Source organism: Geomonas paludis, from assembly GCF_014193585.1.
Classification (GTDB): domain Bacteria; phylum Desulfobacterota; class Desulfuromonadia; order Geobacterales; family Geobacteraceae; genus Geomonas; species Geomonas paludis.
In genome coordinates this window covers 163,557-184,896 of record NZ_BLXY01000001.1, presented here as the reverse complement: position 1 = coordinate 184,896, position 21,340 = coordinate 163,557, and the positions used below count along the sequence as shown (strand labels likewise).

General features: G+C 58.2%; 17 protein-coding genes. 12 read left to right on the top strand and 5 right to left on the bottom strand.

The window, feature by feature from the left end; all coding sequences use genetic code 11:
- Positions 1-160: 160 nt before the first annotated feature.
- From gyrA to dnaA, 5 genes are all read right to left on the bottom strand, one after another.
- Complete coding sequence (gene gyrA, locus H7687_RS00810; RefSeq protein ID WP_183344114.1) at positions 161-2,674, bottom strand: DNA gyrase subunit A; 2,514 nt, start codon at positions 2,672-2,674, stop codon at positions 161-163.
- Between the two features lie 365 nt (positions 2,675-3,039).
- Entirely contained in the window at positions 3,040-5,430 is a 2,391-nt protein-coding gene (gene gyrB / locus H7687_RS00805; RefSeq protein ID WP_183344112.1) for a DNA topoisomerase (ATP-hydrolyzing) subunit B, read from the bottom strand.
- Positions 5,431-5,566: 136 nt separating this feature from the next.
- The gene (gene recF / locus H7687_RS00800) at positions 5,567-6,661 is read right to left on the bottom strand and encodes a DNA replication/repair protein RecF (protein WP_183344110.1); all 1,095 of its coding nucleotides are present in this window, start codon (positions 6,659-6,661) and stop codon (positions 5,567-5,569) included.
- 124 nt (positions 6,662-6,785) lie between these two features.
- Positions 6,786-7,904, bottom strand: coding sequence for a DNA polymerase III subunit beta (gene dnaN, locus H7687_RS00795; RefSeq protein WP_183344108.1), 1,119 nt, complete (start codon positions 7,902-7,904; stop codon positions 6,786-6,788).
- Between the two features lie 215 nt (positions 7,905-8,119).
- Positions 8,120-9,499: a chromosomal replication initiator protein DnaA gene (gene dnaA / locus H7687_RS00790; protein WP_183344106.1), complete on the bottom strand. Its 1,380-nt coding sequence runs from the start codon at positions 9,497-9,499 to the stop codon at positions 8,120-8,122.
- Between the two features lie 271 nt (positions 9,500-9,770).
- Here dnaA and rpmH point away from each other — a divergent pair, with 271 nt between their 5' ends.
- From rpmH to H7687_RS00730, 12 genes are all read left to right on the top strand, one after another.
- On the top strand, positions 9,771-9,920 hold the full coding sequence (rpmH, locus tag H7687_RS00785) for a 50S ribosomal protein L34 (protein ID WP_183344104.1): 150 nt from the start codon (positions 9,771-9,773) through the stop codon (positions 9,918-9,920).
- An 8-nt stretch (positions 9,921-9,928) separates the two neighbouring features.
- A complete protein-coding gene (rnpA, locus tag H7687_RS00780; protein ID WP_183344102.1) occupies positions 9,929-10,282 on the top strand; it encodes a ribonuclease P protein component in 354 nt (117 codons plus the stop codon).
- A 1-nt stretch (position 10,283) separates the two neighbouring features.
- On the top strand, positions 10,284-10,484 hold the full coding sequence (gene yidD / locus H7687_RS00775; protein WP_209005528.1) for a membrane protein insertion efficiency factor YidD: 201 nt from the start codon (positions 10,284-10,286) through the stop codon (positions 10,482-10,484).
- Between the two features lie 18 nt (positions 10,485-10,502).
- Positions 10,503-12,110, top strand: coding sequence for a membrane protein insertase YidC (yidC, locus tag H7687_RS00770; protein ID WP_183344098.1), 1,608 nt, complete (start codon positions 10,503-10,505; stop codon positions 12,108-12,110).
- A gap of 19 nt (positions 12,111-12,129) precedes the next feature.
- Positions 12,130-13,497 carry a tRNA uridine-5-carboxymethylaminomethyl(34) synthesis GTPase MnmE gene (gene mnmE / locus H7687_RS00765; protein ID WP_183344096.1) on the top strand — a complete coding sequence of 456 codons (1,368 nt, stop codon included), beginning with the start codon at positions 12,130-12,132 and terminating at the stop codon, positions 13,495-13,497.
- A gap of 553 nt (positions 13,498-14,050) precedes the next feature.
- The gene (mnmG, locus tag H7687_RS00760; protein ID WP_371877540.1) at positions 14,051-15,925 is read left to right on the top strand and encodes a tRNA uridine-5-carboxymethylaminomethyl(34) synthesis enzyme MnmG; all 1,875 of its coding nucleotides are present in this window, start codon (positions 14,051-14,053) and stop codon (positions 15,923-15,925) included.
- Positions 15,922-16,575: a 16S rRNA (guanine(527)-N(7))-methyltransferase RsmG gene (gene rsmG / locus H7687_RS00755; RefSeq protein ID WP_183344092.1), complete on the top strand. Its 654-nt coding sequence runs from the start codon at positions 15,922-15,924 to the stop codon at positions 16,573-16,575. Before mnmG ends, rsmG begins: the two co-directional genes overlap by 4 nt.
- A gap of 773 nt (positions 16,576-17,348) precedes the next feature.
- Entirely contained in the window at positions 17,349-18,221 is an 873-nt protein-coding gene (dapA, locus tag H7687_RS00750; RefSeq protein ID WP_183344090.1) for a 4-hydroxy-tetrahydrodipicolinate synthase, read from the top strand.
- Positions 18,222-18,428: 207 nt separating this feature from the next.
- The gene (dapB, locus tag H7687_RS00745; RefSeq protein ID WP_183344088.1) at positions 18,429-19,232 is read left to right on the top strand and encodes a 4-hydroxy-tetrahydrodipicolinate reductase; all 804 of its coding nucleotides are present in this window, start codon (positions 18,429-18,431) and stop codon (positions 19,230-19,232) included.
- A 41-nt stretch (positions 19,233-19,273) separates the two neighbouring features.
- The gene (locus H7687_RS00740) at positions 19,274-19,585 is read left to right on the top strand and encodes a nucleotidyltransferase domain-containing protein (RefSeq protein WP_183344086.1); all 312 of its coding nucleotides are present in this window, start codon (positions 19,274-19,276) and stop codon (positions 19,583-19,585) included.
- The gene (locus H7687_RS00735; RefSeq protein WP_183344085.1) at positions 19,578-19,976 is read left to right on the top strand and encodes a HEPN domain-containing protein; all 399 of its coding nucleotides are present in this window, start codon (positions 19,578-19,580) and stop codon (positions 19,974-19,976) included. The genes H7687_RS00740 and H7687_RS00735 overlap by 8 nt, the downstream gene beginning before the upstream one ends.
- Positions 19,977-19,993: 17 nt before the next feature.
- Positions 19,994-21,226, top strand: a complete 1,233-nt coding sequence (locus tag H7687_RS00730) for an LL-diaminopimelate aminotransferase (protein WP_183344083.1) — start codon at positions 19,994-19,996, stop codon at positions 21,224-21,226.
- Positions 21,227-21,340 lie beyond the last annotated feature (114 nt).

Here is a 21,340-nt window from a genome sequence, read left to right as displayed (position 1 = left end):
CCCCCTTTTGCAAAGGGGGACTTAGGGGGATTTGCTTTTGGTTGGGGAGAGGCAAAATCGCCCTCACCCCTGCCCCTCTCCCGGAGGGCGAGGGGGTCATCTTTTCCCGCTGGTACCTACTCCCCCTCTCCCTCTGGGAGAGGGTCGGGGTGAGGGAGGATTACTCCTCCCCCTCGCCGCCCTCCGCTTCGAGCTCGACGATCTCGTCGATGTCGTTTTCTTCCTCGTTCTCTTCCTGGTCCTCTTTCTCGGCCAGGCGGGCCACGGCGACCACGCGCTCGTTCTCTTCCTTGACCATGAGGCGCACGCCCTGGGTGTTGCGGCCGATGATGGAGAAGCCGGCCACGGAGACCCGCAGGATCTTGCCCTGGTCGGTGATCAGCATCAGGTCGTTGTCGTCCACCACCTGCTTGATGTCCACCACCTGGCCGTTACGCTCGGTGGTCTTGATGGTGATGATCCCCTTGCCGCCGCGGGACTGGGTGCGGTACTCGCTGATCTCGGTCCTCTTGCCGTAGCCGTTCTCGGTCACGGTGAAGATGGTGGAGTCGGTGAAGTTCTCGTTGAGAATCTCCATGCCGATGACCACGTCCTCGTCCTCGAGGGTCATGCCGCGCACGCCGCGGGAAACGCGGCCCACGGTGCGGACGTCGTCTTCCTTGAAGCGGATCGCCTTGCCGTTGGCGGTGGCGAGCAGCACGTCCTGCTTGCCGTCGGTAAGCGCCACGGAGATCAGCTTGTCCCCTTCGTCCAGGTTGACGGCGATGATGCCGCCCACCCTGGGGTGCGAGTACTCCATCATGTTGGTCTTCTTCACCACACCGTTGCGGGTGGCCATCATGATGAACTTGTCGTCCACGAACTCCTTGACCGGGAGAATGGTGGTGATCTTCTCGTTGTTGGCCAGGTTCAACAGGTTCACGATCGCCTTGCCGCGCGCAGCGCGGCCCGCTTCCGGGATCTCGTACACCTTGAGCCAGTACACCTTGCCGGCGTCGGTGAAGAACATGAGGTAGTCCTTGGTGGAGGCGATGAACAGCTGCTCCACGAAATCCTCCTCTTTGGTCTTCATGCCGGTCTTCCCTTTGCCGCCGCGGCGCTGCGCGCGGTACAGGGTGACGGCGTTGCGCTTGATGTAGCCGGTGTGGGAGATGGTGACCACCATGTCTTCCTCGACGATGGTGTCCTCCAGCGAGATGTCCGCGGTCTGCATGACGATCTCGGAGCGGCGCTTGTCGCCGAACTTCTCCTTCAACTCCAGCAGTTCGCCCACGATGATCTTGAGGATCTCGGCCTCGGAGGCCAGGATCTCCTTCAGGCGGGCGATGTACTTCAGGATCTCGCGCAGTTCCTCGAGGATCTTCTCGCGCTCGAGACCGGTCAGGCGGTGCAGCCTCATGTCGAGGATGGCCTGGGCCTGCAGGTCGGAGAGCCCGAACTTCTCCATGAGCCCCACCTTCGCCTCGGCCGGCGACGCGCTCGCCTTGATCAGGGCGATCACCTCGTCCAGGTTGTCCAGGGCGATCTTCAAGCCTTCCAGGATATGGGCGCGGGCTTCGGCCTTCTTCAGGTCGAAAATGGTACGGCGGGTGACGATCTCTTTTCTGTGCTCGATGAAGAACTCGATGGTCTCCTTCAGCGTCAGGACGCGCGGCCGGTTGTGCACGATGGCCAGCATGATGATGCCGAAGGAGGACTGCATCTGGGTCTGCTTGTACAGGTGGTTCAGGATGATGGTCGGGTTCTCGTCCTTCTTGAGCTCGATGACGACGCGCATCCCCTCGCGGTCGCTCTCGTCTCTGAGGTCGGAGATCCCCTCAATCTTCTTCTCCTTGACCAGCTCGGCGATCTTCTCGACCAGCTTCGCCTTGTTCACCTGGTACGGGATCTCGGTGACCACGATGGACTGGCGCTCGGTCTTTTTCTGGGTCTCGATCTGCACCTTGGCGCGCATCTGGATGATGCCGCGGCCGGTGGAGTAGGCCTTCATGATCCCTTCGCGGCCGTAGATGAAGCCGCCGGTCGGGAAGTCCGGGCCCGGGATCAGCTCCACCAGCTCCTCGAAGGAGAGCTGAGGGTTCTCGATGATGGCCACGATGGCGTCCACCACCTCGGAGAGGTTGTGCGGCGGGATGTTGGTCGCCATACCGACCGCGATGCCGGCGGAGCCGTTCACCAGGAGGTTCGGGAACTTGGAGGGAAGGACCAGCGGCTCCTTCAAGGAGTCGTCGTAGTTGGGGCCGAAGGGGACGGTTTCCTTGTCCAGGTCGTTCAGCAGCTCGTGGGCGAGCTGCTCCATCCTGATCTCGGTGTAACGCATCGCCGCCGGGGAGTCGCCGTCGATGGAACCGAAGTTGCCCTGGCCGTCGACCAGCGGGTACCTGAGCGAGAAGTCCTGGGCCATCCTGACCAGGGTGTCGTAGACGGCGGTGTCGCCGTGCGGGTGGTACTTACCGATGACGTCGCCGACGACGCGGGCCGATTTCTTGTACGGCTTGTTCCAGTCGTTGGACATGTCGTACATGGCGTAGAGGCAGCGCCTGTGCACCGGCTTCAGGCCGTCGCGTACGTCCGGAAGCGCGCGGCCGACGATGACCGACATGGCGTAATCCATGTAGGAGCGCTTCATCTCGTCTTCGATGTTTACCGATACCTTGTTCAGTTGATTCAGCATTTAGGAAACCCTTTCCGGTCAAAAGGCGGCATCTTTGGGTTAAATCCCCCGAAAAACGCCCTCACAATTGATATGCAGTAGATATATGCAAAACGCTATCCCCTCCCGAAGGGAGGGGAAATTTTTTTTCTTTAAGTATCCTGCAGCCTTAACCCCCTCTCACCCGCCTTTGCCCAACTCTCCCTCGCCCCCCGGGAGAGGGCCGGGGTGAGGGCGTCGGCAGAGGCAGGGTTATCCTCGTTCCCAAGCTCCAGCTTGGGAACGGACAGCAGGCAAAAGCTCCAGCTTTGGTTTAGGAAGCGCAGCTTCCCGTTGCTTTGCGTACCCAAGCAGGAGCTTGGGTACGAGGTTAGAGAGGGCAGGTACTAGACGTCGAGGTTGCTCACGTTCAAGGCGTTCTGCTCGATAAAGTCGCGGCGCGGCTCGACCTGGTCGCCCATGAGCACGGTGAAGATCTCTTCGGCCGCCACGGCGTCCTCGATCTTCACCTGCAAGAGCACCCTGTTCTCCTGGTGCATGGTGGTCTCCCAGAGCTGCTCCGGGTTCATCTCGCCCAGACCTTTGTAGCGCTGGATGTAGAGACCCTTCTTGGCGCTCTCCATGAACCAGGACAGGATGTCGTCCTGGCTCTCGCTCTCGAACATCACCTTGTCTTCCGGCCCCAGGATCACGCCGGCGCCCACACCCATGACGGAGCGGACCCGCTTGTGGTTCTCGAGCAGCATGGCGTACTCGTAGGATTCCAGCACCTCGAAGATCTGCTGGTCGATCTTGACCCTGAGGTTCCCGAAGGCAAAGATGATGCTCTCGTCGAATACCTGGGCCTCCACCTCGGGGTAGGCCTCCTTCATCTTGGGCAACTGCGCGATCAGGTCGGACATCTCCTCCAGACCGGGCTTGATGCCCGCCTTCAGGAAGACCTTCAGGAGCAGTTCGTTGATCCCCTTCTTGACCACCTTGTCGAAGAGCTCGTCGTAGTCGATCAACTGGGTGAGGATCGGGATGATCTGCTTGCCGCGGTAGGAGCGCTCGTCGCTGCCGGAGCCGAGCTTCAGCGTCATTTCCTCGGTCCCTTCTTCGAGGAGGTAGGCCTGCAGCGCCGCTTCGTTCTTCAGGTACTGCTCTTTCCTGCCGCGCTTGATCTTGTACAGAGGCGGCTGGGCGATGTAGAGGTAGCCGCGCTCGATCAACTCCATCATCTGGCGGAAGAAGAAGGTGAGCAGCAGCGTGAGGATGTGCGAACCGTCGACGTCCGCATCGGTCATGATGATGATGCGGTGGTAACGGAGCTTCGCGATGTCGAAGTCTTCCTTGCCGATCGAGGTGCCCAGGGCCGAGATCAGGGTCCTGATCTCCTGGGAGGCGAGCATCTTGTCGAAGCGCGCCTTCTCGACGTTGAGGATCTTACCCTTAAGGGGGAGGATCGCCTGGTACTTGCGGTCGCGCCCCTGCTTGGCCGAGCCCCCTGCGGAGTCACCCTCGACCAGGAACAGTTCGCACAACGCCGGGTCCTTCTCCTGGCAGTCGGCCAGCTTGCCGGGGAGGGTGCCCACCTCGAGCGCCCCCTTGCGCCGGGTCAGCTCGCGGGCCTTCCTGGCCGCCTCGCGGGCGCGGGCCGCGTCGATGGACTTCTCCAGGATCTTCCTGGCCATGGCCGGGTTCTCTTCCAGGTAGGTGGCCAGTTTCTCGTTCATCAGGGTCTCTACGTACCCCTTCACCTCGGAGTTGCCCAGCTTGGTCTTGGTCTGCCCTTCGAACTGCGGCTGGGAGATCTTCACCGAGATGACCGCGGTGAGACCTTCGCGCAGGTCGTCGCCGGAGATGGCCACCTTCACGTTCTTGAGAAGGTTGTTGGCGGTGGCGTAGTTGTTCATGGTCCTGGTCAGCGATGCCTTGAAGCCGACCAGGTGGGTGCCCCCCTCGTGGGTGTTGATGTTGTTGGCGAAGGAGAACACCTTCTCGTCGTACGAGTCGTTGTACTGCATGGCGATCTCGATATCGACGCCGCTTTTCTCACCCTTGATGTAGATCGGGTCGGGGTTGACCAGGTTCTTGTTCTTGTTCAGGTATTCGACGAAGCTCCGGATGCCCCCTTCGTAGAAGAAGTCGTGATCCTTCTCGGTGCGCTCGTCGTGGATCTTGATGCGTACGCCGGCGTTCAGGAAGGCGAGCTCCCTGAGGCGCTTGGAGAGGACGTCGAAGGAGAACTCGGTGGTCTCGAAGATCTCGCCGTCGGGGAGGAAGGTGATCTTGGTGCCGCGCCTTTTGGTCTCGCCGGTGATGGCGAGCGGCGCCTGGGGCACGCCCCTTCTGTAGCTCTGGGTGTAGAGGTTGCCGTTGCGGCGGATCTCCAGCTCCAGCTTGGTGGAGAGCGCGTTGACGACCGAGCTGCCCACGCCGTGCAGGCCGCCGGAGACCTTGTAGGAGGAGTTGTCGAACTTGCCGCCGGCATGGAGCACGGTGAGAACGACCTCCGCCGCCGACCTCCCCTCGGTGGGGTGCATGTCGGTAGGGATGCCGCGGCCGTTGTCCTCGACGGTGACGGAGCCGTCCAGGTGGATGGTGACCTGGACCGCGTCGCAGTAGCCGGCCAGCGCCTCGTCGATGGCGTTGTCCACCAACTCGTAAACCAGGTGGTGCAGACCCTGAGCAGCGGTGGAACCGATGTACATGGCCGGACGCTTTCTTACCGCTTCCAATCCTTCCAGAATCTGGATCTTATCCGCCCCGTAATCGCTTTGTTCTTCTGAGCTCATCGTTACCTCTTTCAAGAAAGTTCAATTACTCAATTTCCCTCCCCCGGAGGGGGAGGGGCAGGGAGGGGGAAGTCTTTAATGCAAGCAAGCCCCCCTCCCGACCTCCCCCCTCCGGGGGGAGGAGCGTCAGCTACAACTATGTGAGAATGCGGCCTTCACGTATCCTGAAGGTCCTATTGTCGTCCATCTCCTCGATCGCCACGTTGGAGAGCGACGTGGTGGTGATGAAGACCTGCATCTCTCTTTTCTTCAGAAAATCCATCAGGTTCTGGTTGCGCTCCCGGTCCAGCTCGCTGGTCATGTCATCCAGCAGGAGCACCGGCGGCGCCTCGAAACACCTGGTGATGTACTCGATCTCCGCCATCTTGAGCGCCAGCACGAAGGACCTCTGCTGTCCCTGCGAGGCGAAGTGCCGGGCCGAGCGGCCGTTCAAGCCGAAGTAGAGATCGTCGCGGTGCGGCCCGATCGCCGTGGTCTGGCGCCTCTTCTCTTCCGCCGCGTGCGCCTTGATGGCGTCGGCCAGTGCCGCCGCCGGGTTCTCCGCGTAGGCCTTCTGGTCCACCCCGTGCAGCCGGTACTCGATCTGCACCGTCTCGTCGTTGCCGGAGATCTCGCTGTAGAAGCCCTGCAGCAGCTTGCCTATCTCCGCGAGATACGCCTTTCTTCTCTCGATCACCAGTTGGGCCGCCTGGATCAACTGCTCGGTCCAGACCTCGATCCCGCTGCCGTCGCCGACCTTCAACAGGGCGTTGCGGTTCTTGAGGATCTTCGAGTAGTCGTGGAAGGCGGCCAGGTAACTCAGATCGCAGGTGAAGACCGCCCGGTCCAGGTACCGTCGCCGCAGGTCGGGTCCTCCGCGTACCATGGAGATCTCTTCCGGCGTGAAGAGCACCACGTTCAAGCTGCCGAAGAAGTCATCCAGTCGCGTGGCCAGCTTGGCGTCGATCTTCGCCTTCTTGCCCTGCTTCTCCAACAGCAGCGCGATCTCCCTGCTGACCCGGTCCCGTTCCACGATCCCCTTGATCAGGGCGAACTCCGAGCCGAACGCGATCAGCTCGACGTTTTTCGCCTGCTTGAAGGACTTCATCGTGGCGAGGAGGTAGATCGATTCCAGCAGGTTGGTCTTGCCCTGGCCGTTGTTGCCGTAAAAAACGTTGAACTTCTTGCCCGGAACAAGCTCGATGTTCTGCAGGTTACGGAATGAAGCAAGTTTGAGTTTTATAAGTTTCATTTAGAGACAGATTAAGATTGAGATTAAGACTGAGTTTAGAGAACCTTGACTCGTTGTCAGTTTGCTACTTCACTCAAATACTCCTGCTTTTACTAAATCTTAATCTTAATCTTTATCTGTTTTTCTAGAGCCTCATCGGCATGATGACCGCCAGGAACTCCTCGCCGTCGGCCGCCTTCATGATCACCGGAGAGAGCTCGTCCTTCAGTTTCAACTCCACCTCGCGCTGTTCCATGACCGAGAGCACGTCGATCAGGTACTTGGCGTTGAAGCGGGCCGAGATGCCGTTGCCGTCGTAATCGATCTCGATCTCCTCGCGCGCCTCACCCAGTTCCGGGTTGCTGGAGGAGATGATCACCAGCTCCGGATTGACGTCGATCTTGACCCCCTTGAACTTCTCGGAGGAGAGGATGGACATCCTTTTCAGCGAGTGGAGGAACTTGTCGCGGTTGATCTGCACGATGCGGTCGTTGGCGACCGGGATGACCTTGGTGTAGTCCGGGAACTCGCCGTCGATGAGGCGCATCACCACCACGGTGTTCCCCTTCTTGATGACGGCGCTGTTGTCCATGAAGCCCAGCATGATCTCGCCGTCTTCCTCCTCCACCATCTTCTTCAACTCGAAGATACCCTTCCTCGGGAAGATGACCCCCTTGGAGAGCTCGGCGGTGATGTTGCCGTTGATCTCCTTTTGGGCGACGGAGAGGCGGTGACCGTCGGTCGCCACCATCTTGAGGACGTTGGTGCCGTTTTCGTCGAACGCCTTGATGAAGATACCGTTCAGGTTGTACTTGGTCTCGTCATAGCAGATGGCATAGGAGGTCTTCTCGATCATGTCAGCCAGGATCTCGTTCTTGAAGACCAGGAAGCTCTCCTCCTTCACCTTGGGAAAGTAGGGGAACTCTTCCGAGGAGAGACCGACGATGTTGAAGCGGGCCTTGCCGCAGGTGATCTCGACCCAGTCGTTCTCCTTGGTGGTGAAGAGGATCTCCTCGTCCGGCATCTCCTTGACGATCTCGTAGAGTTTCTTGGCGGAGACGGTGATCTTGCCTTCGCGAATCACCGTGGTCGGGTAGGAGCTCTTCATGCCGACCTCGAGATCGGTCGCGGTGATGAAGAGCTGGTCGTTCTGGACCTCGAGCAGTGCGTTGGAGAGAATGGGCATGGTGTTGCGCTTTTCTACGATACCCTGGATTCTCTGGAGGGCTTTCATAAAAATCTCTTTGCTGATTCTGAATTCCATGTCTCTCTCCGGTTCTGGTTTTATTATGTTTTATATAAAAGATTGTAGTAGTAGATAGTGTCCTGTTGATACTGTGGACAACCCTCTTTACCCTTTGAAACTGCTTCGTTTTTGGCTCTGGAAACTTGGCGGGAAAATCCGGCCAGTTCTCTTCATTTCTGCACAGCTTTTTTTGACAGGGCTTCAGACAGGCTGGTTCTCCACAGTTATCCCCACTATGTGAACAGCCTTTTCTTGATATCTTCCACAGTCGCCTTCAGGTCCGCGTCGGCCGCCAACTGCTTCTCTATCTTCTTCACCGAGTGGATGATGGTCGAGTGGTCCTTGCCGCCGAATTTCTCGCCTATTTCCGGGTAGGACGCCTTGGTCAGCTCCCGGCATATATATATGGCGATCTGGCGCGGCACCACCAGGGTCTTGATGCGCTTGTCCGACTTGAGCTCGGAGAGCTTGATGCGGAAGTGGTCGGCGACCATCTTCTGGATCATCTCCACGCTGATGTCGCGGGTCTTCTCGACGATGATGTCCTTCATCACCTCGCGCGCCATGGCCAGGGTGATCTCCTTACCGGTCAGGCTCGCGAAGGCCTCCAGGCGGATCAGCATCCCTTCCAGTTCGCGGATGTTGCTGGTGGCTCCCTCGGCGAGGAACAGCGCCACGTCGTCGGGGAGGTTCACCGCGTGCATGTCGGACTTCTTCTTGAGAATGGCGACCTTGGTCTCCACCCCCGGCGGCTGGATGTCCGCGATCAGGCCCCACTCGAAGCGCGATCTCAGGCGCTCCTCGAGACCCGGTATGTCCTTGGGGAACTTGTCCGAGGTGACCACGATCTGCTTGTGGGACTCGTAGAGCGCGTTGAAGGTGTGGAAGAACTCCTCCTGGGTCGCCTCTTTTCCGGCCATGAACTGGATGTCGTCGATGAGCAGCAGGTCCATCTTCCTGAACTTGTTGCGGAACTCGTCCATCTTCTTGTAGCGCAGCGAGTTGATCATCTCGTTCATGAACTTCTCGGACGAGTAGTAGCAGATCTTCGCTTTCGGGTTCTTGGCCAGGATCTGGTTGCCGATGGCGTTTACCAGGTGCGTCTTGCCCAGACCCACACCCCCGTAGATGAAGAGCGGGTTGTAGTTGGACGCGGGCTTGTTGGCGACCGCCTGGGACGCCGCATAGGCAAACTGGTTGCTCGGCCCGGAGACGAAGGACTCGAAGGTGTACTTGGGGTTCAGGTTGGGGACGAGCTCGGGCTTTTTGTCCTTCTCCTTTTCCTTGTCCTTTTCCCCTTCCTTCTCTTTATCCTTCTCTTTGCCTTTCGCCTTCGGCTCCTTCTCCGCTTTGGGTTCGGGGAGCTCGGGTTTGGCTTCGGCGACGTGGAACTCGATGTGGTAGGTCTTTGAGGTGATCGCGGAGAGTACTTCCTTGATCATGGCGAGGTACTTGTCGGTGACCCATTTCTGAAAGAACGAACTCGGTACTTCGAGGACTACGGTGTCTGCGGTGGCGCCAAGGAACTTAAGCGGCTCTATCCAGGTCGTGTAAGTCTGCTCGGTTAATACTTGTTTAAGATTTGCCTGGGCTTCCAGCCAAATATTTTCCATGGAGAGAGGCCTTTTTTTCACTGTTTTTAAACAGCTTTATCAACAACTGTTGATAATAGATAAGTTGCACGATTTCAGTGGCTTACTGGATTTTACACAGAATAAGCCTATGTTAAGATTTTTAGCGTGTCACACTACCATGTCATCCCCTTTTTTTGCAAGGCAAAACTTGGCTTTAAAGAAACACCTTGACAAGGATTGGCGATTATGTTTAAGTTCGACACTTGCCTTTAAAAGCATTGTAACCCTAAGACTTAAGGAGCAGATAAAGATGAAAAGAACTTACCAGCCCAGCAATACTTCCAGGAAAAGGACCCACGGCTTCCTCGTGCGTATGGCGACCAAGAACGGCCGTCTCGTTATCAAGAGGAGAAGGGCTAAAGGCCGCAAGCGTCTCTCCGTAGGCATTGCCACCAAGTAATCTACTTTTTGTCCTGCTCGGATTTTCCCAAGGCTGAACGCCTGCGCAGGCGCCCCGAATTCCTGCAGTTCAACGACGGCGCGTCGAAGATGCACACGCCGCATTTTCTGTTGCTCTGGAAGGTGAAAGACGGGTGCGCCACCAGGGTCGGGTTTACCGTTAGCAAGAAGGTAGGGAACGCCGTAGTCAGAAACAGCATCAAGAGAAGGCTGCGGGAGTTTTACAGGCAGAACAAGCCTCTTTTCATCTCGGCCGATTTCAATATCGTTGCCAAGAAAGGAGCTGACTTGCTTGACTTTCACCAGATCTCAACCGAGCTCGCAGCCGCCTTCGGGCGGCTGCGTAAAAAACATGGTCACTAGCATACTCAAAGGCCTGATCGTTCTCTACCAGAGATTCATCTCTCCGCTCAAGGCCCCATCCTGCCGTTTTTACCCTACCTGTTCGCACTACTCCTTACAAGCATTGGAAAAATACGGCCCTCTCAAGGGGTTGTGGTTGACGGCTGCGCGCATACTCAAGTGTCATCCGTTTCACCCGGGTGGTTACGATCCGGTCAAATAGTCCTTCCAGGAGATTGAAATGGAAAAACGTACTATCGTAGCGATACTGCTCTCCATTGGGGTAATGTACGCTTATTCTTTTATCTTCCCGCCCGCTAAACCGGTTCCGCCCGCAGGTAACGCCAAGCAGGGCGCGGTGAGCTCCGCCACGGTAGCAGCTGCACCGCAGGCCGCTCCCGCAGCCGCCCCTGCCGCTCCCATCGCCGTGCCGGCACAACCCGCCGGTGCTGCCCGCGACATCACCGTCGATACCGATCTCTACAGTGCCGTCTTCTCTACCCAGGGTGCCGGCCTCAAGAAGTTCGTGCTGAAGAAGTACAAGGATGTGGCCGGACCGAAGGGGCAGGACATCGTCCTCGTCAACGAGACCGCCGCCAACAGGTTCAACCTGCTCAGCGACTCCCGCGAGCTGGGACTCAACCCGACCGCACTCTATAACGTCAGCGGCAGTGACCTGAAGCTTACCGGCGCCAACAAGGGGACCCTCGAGTTCACCACCACCACGCCGCAGGGGATCGTCTTCAAGAAGACTTTCACCTTCTCCGGCGACGCCTATCGCATCGGGCTCACCGAGCAGGTGCAGAACGCCGGCTCCGCACAGGTAGCCGCACAGGTGCACCTGCTGCAGAACTCCCGCGTGGTGGACCAGAAGGCAGGCGGCGGACGCTACGAGGTGTACGGTCCCTCGACCCTTACCGACAACGCCGTGAAGAGCGAGAAGCTGGACAGCCTGCTCAAGACTCCGGTGCAGTTCGACAAGAACATCGTCTGGTCCGCCTTTGCCGACAAGTACTTCATGGAGAGCGTCATCGCCGAGAAGGGGAGCATCGCCCAAGTGCGTCTGTCCCGGCCTTCCGTGGACGCGAACCTGAGGGACATCGCTTCCCCGACCGTCACCGTGGCCCCCGGCCAGAGCGCAGCAGTAAGTTACTCCCTGTACTACGGCCCGAAAGATCTCGACATCCTCAAGGCACAGGGGAGCAGGCTGGAAGAGGTCATCGACTACGGCTGGTTTGCCGCTATCGCCAAGCCGCTGGTCGTGTTCCTGAAGTTCCTCTACAAGTACACCGGCAACTACGGCATCGCCATCATCATCATCACCTGCATCCTGAAGCTGGTGTTCTTCCCGCTCACGCACAAGAGCTACAAGTCCATGAAGGACATGCAGAAGCTGCAGCCGAAGATGAATGAGCTGAAGGAGAAGTACAAGAACGACCGCGACGCCATGAACCGCGCCGTGATGGAACTGTACAAGACCCACAAGGTCAACCCGCTGGGCGGCTGCCTGCCCATGATTGTCCAGATCCCGGTGTTCTTCGGTCTGTATCGTGCGCTCATGTACTCCATCGAGCTCAGGCACGCGCCGTTCTATCTCTGGATCACCGACCTTTCTGCCAAGGATCCGTACTACGTGACCCCGCTCATCATGGGCGCCACCATGTTCATCCAGCAGAAGATGACCCCGACCAACATGGACCCGGTCCAGGCCAAGATGATGCTGATGCTTCCCATCGTCTTCACTTTCATGTTCCTGAACTTCCCGTCCGGCCTGGTTATCTACTGGCTGGTCAACAACGTGCTGACCATCGCGCAGCAGATGTACATCAACAAGTCGGTCGCCGACTGACCAAAAGTGGATCAAAGCAATGTATGTTCGCGACACAATCGCAGCAATAAGCACAGCGGTAGGTGAGGGGGGAATCGGGATCGTAAGGATCAGCGGCCCTGCCTCCCTGCCCATCGCAAGCAGCATCTTCAGAGCAAAGTCGAACGGTGGCCTAAAAAGCCACCGTTTTTCTTATGGTGACGTGGTAAATCCTGGCAACGGCGACCTGGTCGACGAGGCCATGGTGGTCTACATGAAGGGGCCCAACTCCTACACCCGCGAGGACGTCGTGGAGATCCAATGCCACGGCGGCACCCTGGTTGTGTCGCGCATTCTTTCCCTGGCACTGGAGCAAGGGGCGCGGCTGGCTGAGCCCGGCGAATTCACCAAGCGAGCCTTCCTGAATGGAAGGATAGACCTGGTGCAGGCCGAGGCCGTGATGGACGTCATCTCCAGCCGCACAGATGCTTCGTTGGCCCTGGCCCAGCACCAACGCGAGGGGCTGCTCTCCAAGCGCATTTCCACCGTGAAGGAAGGGATCGTCTATGCCCTTGCCTACGTCGAAGCGCTCATAGACTTTCCCGAGGATGATGTTGATGTAGCAGTTGAGACCGACGTACTCGGCAAGGTAGCACCTGCGTTGGCCGAATTGGATGCTTTGATAGAAGGCTTCGATGAGGGGAGGGTGCTGCGCGAAGGGGTATCGGTAGTCATCGCCGGCAAGCCCAACGTCGGCAAGTCCAGCCTACTGAACACGCTCTTGAAAGAGAAGCGGGCCATTGTCACCTCCGTCCCAGGCACCACCCGTGACCTGATCGAGGAAGTGGTCAACATCAACGGGCTGCCGGTCAAGCTTCTCGACACCGCCGGTATCCGCGAGTCAGAGGACCAAGTTGAACAGGAAGGGGTCAGGCTGTCTCTGGACAGAATTCCGAAGGCCGACTTGGTACTGTTTGTTGTGGACGGCTCCAGTGAGTTTGGAGATGATGATGCCGCCATCTTGCAGGCCATCGGCAATAAGAGCTATCTTGTAGTGCGTAACAAGGCCGACCTGCAGGTCAATGCCGTGTTGCCAGAAGCGTGCACCGGACCGGTTGTTGCCATCTCCACTCTGACCGGGGATGGTGTGCCTGAACTGCGTAATGCCATCACCAACGCCTTCATGCATGGGCACGCTATCGATGGCCGCGAGTTCGTCGCCGTTTCCAAGGCTCGCCATCGCGACGCCCTGCTCAAGGCACGCGGTTCGCTGCAATCGTTCGTCGCCAATCTTGAGGCAGGGGTGAACATGGAACTGCTGCCGGTCGATCTGAGGGATGCGCTGAACGCGGTAGGGGAGGTTACCGGCGAGACCACCGCCGATGATGTCCTCGACAGGATCTTCTCCAGTTTTTGTATCGGCAAGTAGGGGCGTATAATGGTTCGCCCTTACATCGCGTCTGCGTTGTTTCACGTGAAACAAATGCCTCTTTCGTTGTGACAGTCAATACTTACATTAACTGTTCATCGGTTTGAATTGTGACCCGACGAATTCGACTGTAGGGGCGAATAATCATTCGCCCAGCCGCCGCAGGCAGGATCAATGTTGTTGCCAGTCGATCCCCAACGCCGGAAGAGGCAGGCGAATAATTATTCACCCCTACAAGGCGAGGTACGGTTCGTTCATCGCACCAGGTGACTCGCCCGTTGCGTCGGGTGACTCGTCTTACGCTCGAAGTGATTTGCCTGACTCGCAGAGTGACTTGCCACCTCGCGCCGAAGGTGAACCCACGTCCCCCCCTTTGCGAAAGGGGGGACAGAGGGGATTTGCTTTTGATGGCAGAACGCCTGACATTAACCACCTTTTTGGGAACGATTGTCAGGGTGTTGTAGGAGTTAACTCCTCAGATTTAAACTTCTTTTCAGTAGTGTTTCACGTGGAACATCCCACATAGATGCTTTCGCAGTAAATGGAGTATGGTTTGATAGTTTATGACAAGAAATACGATGTGATCGTCGTCGGCGCCGGACATGCCGGGTGCGAGGCAGCACTGGCTGCAGCCCGCATGGGACGCCCCACCCTTATGCTCACCATCAACCTCGATGCCATTGCGCTGATGTCCTGCAACCCGGCCATCGGCGGTTTGGCCAAGGGACACCTGGTCAAAGAGATCGATGCCCTCGGCGGCGAGATGGGACGCAACATAGATGCAACCGGCATCCAGTTCCGCGTGCTGAACACCAAGAAGGGACCGGCCGTTCGCGCCTCCCGCGCCCAGGCAGACAAACAGCTGTATCGCCTGCGCATGAAGCACGTGATGGAGCAGCAGGACGACCTGGACCTGAAGCAGGTGGAAGTGACAGGACTGGTGATCGAGGACGGCGAGGTGGTAGGCGTCGATACCCGCGGCGGCGTTCGCTTCCTGGGCAAAACCGTCGTACTCACCACCGGCACCTTCATGCGCGGTCTTATTCACATTGGCCTCGTCAATTACCCGGGCGGCAGGGCAGGGGACCTTCCCTCCATCGGCCTTTCCGACGGACTTAAGGATTACGGTTTCGACGTCGGCCGCCTCAAGACCGGCACGCCGGCGCGCCTGGACGGCAGGACCATCGATTTCGACAGACTTGAAAAGCAGTACGGCGACGAGAACCCGATCCCGTTTTCCTTCTCCACCGAGCGAATCGAGCAGCCGCAGGTTCCCTGTCACATTGCTTATACCAATCCCAGGTCTCACGAGATCATCCGTAGCGGCCTGGACCGGTCGCCGCTCTATGCCGGGATTATCGAGGGCATCGGCCCGCGCTACTGCCCGTCCATCGAGGACAAGGTGGTGCGCTTCCCCGAGAAGGATCGCCACCAGACCTTTATCGAGCCGGAAGGGCGGGAAACGGTCGAAGTTTATCCGAGCGGCATGTCCACCTCGCTTCCCATAGACATCCAGTGGGCCTTCTACCGGAGCATCGAGGGGTTGGAGCGGGTTGAGATCATGCGTCCCGCCTACGCCATCGAGTACGACTACGTCAACCCGATCCAGTTGCACGCCTCGCTGGAGACCAAGCTGGTGCGCAACCTCTACCACGCGGGGCAGATCAACGGCACGTCCGGTTACGAGGAGGCCGCGGCGCAAGGGCTTATGGCCGGTATCAACGCTGCCCTCAGGGTGCAGGACAAAGACCCGCTGGTACTTGGACGCAGCGAAGCCTACATCGGCGTCATGATTGACGACCTGGTCACCTTGGGCACCAAGGAGCCCTACCGCATGTTCACCTCGCGTGCGGAGTATCGCTTGTTGCTGCGCGAAGACAATGCGGACCTGCGTCTGAGGGAGAAGGGCCACGAGATCGGGCTGGTGAAGGACGAGCTGTATAGTTCGTTCCTGGCTAAAAAGGAATTGATCGAATCGGAACTGCTGCGCCTTTCCAAGGAGAGACTTGCTCCTTCGGCTGCGGGTGAGGAACTGCTTGAGGAATGGGGATTGGCGGGAATGCAGAACGCGATCAGCTACGAGCAACTGCTGCGTCGGCCCGAGTTCACCTGCCAGGATCTCTCCAGGGTCTATCCTGCCATCATGGATCTCCCCGAGCAGGTACGTGAGCAACTGGAGATCCAGATCAAGTACCAGGGCTACATCCAGCGCCAACTGGAGCAGGTTGACCGCTCGGCAAGGCTGGAGAGCACCAGGATCCCCGATGACATGGACTACGCGACCATCTCCGGCCTTTCCGCAGAGGTGCGGGAAAAGCTGGCGCGCTTCCGTCCGGATACCCTGGGTCAGGCTTCCCGCATCCCGGGGGTCACGCCCGCCGGTATCACGATCCTTTCCATCGCGTTGAAAGCGAGGTATGGCCGATGAATCAGCGCGCCAAAGACCTGCTGAAAAAAGGCACTGCGGAACTCGGTGTGGATCTCACTCCCGCCCAGTTGAACGCCCTCGACCTCTTCGCAGAAGAACTGAAGAAATGGAACAGGAAGATCAACCTCACTGCCATAACCGATGACGAAGGTATCGCGGTGAAGCACCTGGTGGACTCGTTGAGCCTGCTGAAAGTAGTGCGCGGGCCGGGTTCTATGCTCGACATTGGTTCCGGTGGCGGTTTTCCCGGTATTCCTGTGAAGCTGGTGCAGCCCGATCTGGACATTGTTTCAGTCGATGCAGTAGTGAAAAAGATCAGCTTCCAGAAACAGGCGGTGCGTCTGCTGAACATGGTGAGGTTCGATGCGCTGCATGTGCGCGCCGAAACATTGGCCGCCCAATACGCAGGTCACTTTGACTGGGTTGTCTCCCGAGCCTTTTCGGATATACCTTCCTTCGTTGCCATGGCGCTGCCGGTTTTGAAGGACGGCGGACGCATCGTCGCCATGAAAGGGAAGAACGCCGCAGAGGAAGTGACGGCCGCCGAAGGTGAACTGGAAAAACTCGGTGCGCGGGTCGAGTCGGTGCAAGATTTCGCCCTTCCCTGCTCCGGTGACGCCAGATCGCTCGTTGTCATCTCGAAAACATGATTAGTAATGATTAATATTTTCTGAAACGAGCAAGAATGGCTCTAGAAGCGGTTTTGGCTGCCAAAGAAGGTCAGAGGTAGCATCGTGTCGAGAAAGGCGCTTTTAGCCTATAAAATGGAAGCCTAATTTTTGTGCAATTCCCCCCCCAAATTCATCTGCATGCCTTCTTGCTAAGACAGGCAGGGGAGGGTGACCGAAGAAAAGGGGACAGGCTACTTTTTTAAAAAAGGGGACAGGCTACTTTTTCGGACGGAGCGGCTTCCGGTGAAAAAGGAGAGTGTCTTTTGTTAGGGGCTATTAACTAGTAGCGCTAGGAACGTCGCAAGATGGAAAAGTAGCCTGTCCCCTTTTTTTCTCTCCCAAAGGGACAGGGAGGATGGACCCAAATGATTGAGGGAAGTCTCCCGCTCCTCATCGACGTGAGTGCACCAGCTACTACACCCCTCGCCCTCCGGGAGAGGGGCAGGGGTGAGGGCTGATTTCGCTTTGAATGAACCATCGGGCAAAAGATCCGAAGCTACTTCAAGGATGCAGTGACAAATTCCCATTTCTGAAACCGTGTTAACCACAGCCTATCCCTGTAATTCTCCGGTCCTGACGCGGGGATACTGGTGAGCATTACTTTGACTTTTTGTCTCTTTATATGTTAGAAATAAAAACTTTTTTTGTTTACGGCGACACCAGCACCAGGTGAAACAATCCAGGTCACCACAGCCGCACTCTGATCAAAAACACCACTAGACATTCACATAGCTCTAACGAGGAGGTAGACCATGTTTCAGGGAAGTATCGTTGCCATCGTGACCCCGTTCAACAATCACGCGGTGGACGAAGAAAAACTGAGGGAACTCGTCGAGTTCCAGATCGAGAATGGCACCGACGCCATCGTGCCCTGCGGCACCACCGGTGAGTCCTCCACCCTCAGCTACGAGGAGCACGACCGGGTCATCCAGATCGTGGTAGAGCAGGTCAACAAGAGGGTTCCGGTCATCGCCGGCACCGGCTCCAACTCCACCCACGAGGCCATCGAGATCACCAAGCACGCCAAGGAACTGGGCGCCGACGGTGCCCTGCTGGTGACCCCGTACTACAACAAGCCGTCCCAGGAAGGGCTCTACCGTCACTACAAGGCCGTAGCCGACGCGGTTGCGCTCCCCCAGATCCTGTACAACGTACCCGGCCGCACCGGCGTCAACCTGATGCCGGAGACCGTAGCGCGTCTCGCCGAGCACCAGAACATCGTTGCCATCAAGGAGGCAACCGGCTCGCTGCAGCAGGCTTCCGAGGTACTGGCCCTTTGCGGCGACAAGCTCGACGTTCTCTCCGGTGACGACTTCATCACCCTCCCCATCATGGCGGCGGGCGGCAAGGGTGTCATCTCGGTGACCGCCAACATCATGCCGAAAGAGATCGCCTCGCTGGTCGACGCCTTCAACGCCGGCAACATGGAAGAGGCAAGGAGGCTGCACCTGTACCTCCTGAAGATCTCCAACGCCATGTTCATCGAGAGCAACCCCGTGCCGGTCAAGACTGCCGTTTCCCTGATGGGCAAGTGCAGCGACGAAGTCCGTCTGCCGCTGGCCCCGCTCATGGAGGCCAACAAGGCGAAGCTCGTGGCCATCATGAAGGAATACAAGCTCATTTAATCGCCTGATCGGCGATCAGCGGTAAAGAGTCCCGTCATGCCCCTCCCCCCGGAGGGGGGAGGCCGGGAGGGGGGATCCTTTGCCTGAATGAGCCGCTGCGCGCCCCCTCCCTGACCCTCCCCCTCCGGGGGCGGGAACGACGTGACAGGGATAGATAAGAGAACGACGGCGCAGTCAGCTGAAATACATCAACTAACGGAGAAACCAATGGTTAAAATAGCTGTTTGCGGGGCAGCCGGCCGCATGGGCGGACGCATCATCGCCGCTATCAAGGAATCAGAAGGCGTCGAGCTCTCCGGCGCCCTCGAGCGTCCGGGCCACCCGATGGTCGGGCAGGATGCCGGTTACAATGCGGGTCTGGGCGCCATCGGCGTCCTTATCAGCGACGACTTGAACGCGACCGTGCAGGGCTGCGACGTCCTGATCGACTTCACCGCCCCCAAGGTATCCCTGAAAAACCTTGAAGTCTGCGCGCTTTACAAGAAATCCATCGTCATCGGCTCCACCGGCTTCACCCCGGAAGAGCGCGCGCTGGCGGCGGAACTTGCCCGCGAGATCCCGGTCATCATCGCTCCCAACATGTCGGTAGGCGTCAACGTCTGCTTCAAGGTGCTGGCCGACGTGGCCAAGATCCTGGGCGAGGACTTCGACGTCGAGATCGTCGAGGCGCACCACCGCCTGAAGAAGGACTCCCCCTCCGGGACCGCGGTCAGGATGGGCGAGGTCGTGGCCAACGCGCTGGGGCGCGACTACAACAAGGTCGCCAACTACCACCGCGAGGGGATCTGCGGCGAGCGCACCCACGATGAGATCGGCATGCAGACCGTGCGCGGCGGCGACATCGTCGGCGAGCACACCGTCTACTTCATCGGCATGGGCGAGCGCATCGAACTCACCCACCGCGCCCACACCCGCGACATGTTCTCCCGCGGTTCCGTGCGCGCCGCCAAGTGGGTGGTCACCGCCAAGCCGGGCGTGTGGGATATGCAGGACGTGCTGGGACTCAGGTAAGGGGATTGGCTGTCGAGGGGGCCGCAGCAGAGGGGAATAGAATGCTGACTTCCGTAGACATAGACAACCTTTGCGAAACCATTGTGCAAGGTGTTCACCCGCAAAGGATATTCCTGTTCGGTTCATACGCCGAGGGACGGCAGACCGAGGACAGTGACATCGATCTGGTCGTAGTCATGAACTCAGACCTCGATCCGCATAAACGCAATGTCACCTTGAAAAGACTATTCCCACGCAGAAAGTTCTCGCTGGACGCTTTTGTTTTTACCCCCGAGGAGTTTGAACGTTATAAAGATGTCCCTGGCACCATAGTGTACACTGCTGCACACGAAGGCAGGTTGCTTTATGGATGATGCGCAAAATGAAATAGTGGGGATGTGGTTGCACAAAGCGGATAACGATCTGCAAAATATCCGGAACAACCTGGCAGCAGAAGAAATTCCCACAGACACCATCTGCTTTCACGCACAGCAGGCGATAGAGAAAGTATTGAAAGCTGTTTTGGTGGCACATGGCCAAAACGCCAGCAAGACGCACGACCTGGTCAGACTACTGACGGAAGTGCTTGAGTTTATCCCTGAACTGTCACAGTACGAGGATAGTCTGGAGGAGATAACGGAATACGGCGTTGCGGTTCGGTATCCTAACGGTTTCAGCGAACCATCTCTGGACGAAGCTGTTAAGGCGTACGAGATCGCGAAGGAAATAAGAACCGAAATACTGAAGAAGATAGATTTGAATTAGCGAAGGAAGGAGAAGCAATGGCAAAGATAAACGATAACTACCTGAAACTGAAAGCCGGATACCTCTTCCCGGAGATCGGGCGCCGCGTGCGCGCGTTCGCCGCTGCCAACCCGGAGGCGAAGGTGATTCGTCTGGGCATCGGCGACGTGACCCGCCCCCTGGCCCCGGCCGTCATCAAGGCGTTCCATGAAGCGGTTGACGACCTGGCTACCGTCGAGCAGTTCGCTGGCTACGGCCCGGAGCAGGGCTACGACTGGCTGATCAACGCCATCATCGAGAAGTCCTACAAGCCGCTCGGCGTCGACCTTAAGACCGAGGAGATGTTCATCTCCGACGGCTCCAAGTGCGACTGCGCCAACATCCTCGATATCTTCGCGCTGGACAACGTGGTGGCCATCGGCGACCCGGTCTACCCGGTCTACAACGACACCAACGTGATGATCGGCCGCACCGGTGAGGCGGACGAGAAAGGGTACTACAAGGGGATCGTCTACCTCCCTTGCACCGAGGAAAACGGCTTCATTCCCGCGCTCCCGACCGGCAAAGTGGACATCATCTACCTCTGCTTCCCCAACAACCCGACCGGCACCGTGGCCAGCAAGGCTGAGCTGAAGAAGTGGGTGGACTACGCCCTCGCCAACGACGCCGTGATCTTCTACGATGCCGCCTACGAGGCCTTCATCACCGATCCCAGCATCCCGCACTCCATCTACGAGGTGGAAGGCGCCAAGAAGTGCGCCATCGAGTTCCGCTCCTTCTCCAAGACCGCCGGCTTCACCGGCGTGCGTTGCGGCCTCGTGGTCGTGCCGGAAGAGGTAATGGGGACCACCGAGAGCGGCGAGAAGTACTCCTTCAACAAGCTCTGGCTGCGCCGCACCACCACCAAGTTCAACGGCGCCTCCTACCCGGTTCAGAAGGCCGCTGCTGCGGTCTATTCCGAGGAAGGGTGGAAGCAGAACAAGGAGATCATCGACTACTACATGGAGAACGCCCGCATCATCCGCGAAGGGCTCGCTGCAGCCGGGCTGACCGTGTACGGCGGCGTCAACGCCCCCTACATCTGGCTGAAGACCCCGAACGGGCTCTCCTCCTGGGATTTCTTCGACAAGCTCCTCAACGAGTGCAACGTGGTCGGCACCCCGGGCAGCGGCTTCGGCCCCTCCGGCGAAGGGTACTTCCGTCTCTCCGCCTTCGGTAACCGCGACAACGTCATCGAGGCCGTCGAGAGGATCAAGAAGAACCTTAAGTAATCACGGCAATTCAGGTAACAAGAAGGGCGGCTCCCGATCGGGAGCCGCCCTTTTTTATTCCGATTATCAATTCCCCCTCTCCCCCTGGGAGAGGGTTGGGGTGAGGGCGTTGCC

What these genes read in the sequence shown, in the direction of transcription:
- gyrA (WP_183344114.1), bottom strand. Translation starts at nt 2,674, where the DNA reads ATGCTGAATCAACTGAACAAGGTATCGGTAAACATCGAAGACGAGATG.
- H7687_RS00740 (WP_183344086.1), top strand. Translation starts at nt 19,274, where the DNA reads ATGCTGACTTCCGTAGACATAGACAACCTTTGCGAAACCATTGTGCAA.
- dapA (WP_183344090.1), top strand. Translation starts at nt 17,349, where the DNA reads ATGTTTCAGGGAAGTATCGTTGCCATCGTGACCCCGTTCAACAATCAC.
- yidC (WP_183344098.1), top strand. Translation starts at nt 10,503, where the DNA reads ATGGAAAAACGTACTATCGTAGCGATACTGCTCTCCATTGGGGTAATG.
- mnmE (WP_183344096.1), top strand. Translation starts at nt 12,130, where the DNA reads ATGTATGTTCGCGACACAATCGCAGCAATAAGCACAGCGGTAGGTGAG.
- dapB (WP_183344088.1), top strand. Translation starts at nt 18,429, where the DNA reads ATGGTTAAAATAGCTGTTTGCGGGGCAGCCGGCCGCATGGGCGGACGC.
- H7687_RS00730 (WP_183344083.1), top strand. Translation starts at nt 19,994, where the DNA reads ATGGCAAAGATAAACGATAACTACCTGAAACTGAAAGCCGGATACCTC.
- recF (WP_183344110.1), bottom strand. Translation starts at nt 6,661, where the DNA reads ATGAAACTTATAAAACTCAAACTTGCTTCATTCCGTAACCTGCAGAAC.
- gyrB (WP_183344112.1), bottom strand. Translation starts at nt 5,430, where the DNA reads ATGAGCTCAGAAGAACAAAGCGATTACGGGGCGGATAAGATCCAGATT.
- H7687_RS00735 (WP_183344085.1), top strand. Translation starts at nt 19,578, where the DNA reads ATGGATGATGCGCAAAATGAAATAGTGGGGATGTGGTTGCACAAAGCG.
- dnaA (WP_183344106.1), bottom strand. Translation starts at nt 9,499, where the DNA reads ATGGAAAATATTTGGCTGGAAGCCCAGGCAAATCTTAAACAAGTATTA.
- rsmG (WP_183344092.1), top strand. Translation starts at nt 15,922, where the DNA reads ATGAATCAGCGCGCCAAAGACCTGCTGAAAAAAGGCACTGCGGAACTC.
- dnaN (WP_183344108.1), bottom strand. Translation starts at nt 7,904, where the DNA reads ATGGAATTCAGAATCAGCAAAGAGATTTTTATGAAAGCCCTCCAGAGA.
- rpmH (WP_183344104.1), top strand. Translation starts at nt 9,771, where the DNA reads ATGAAAAGAACTTACCAGCCCAGCAATACTTCCAGGAAAAGGACCCAC.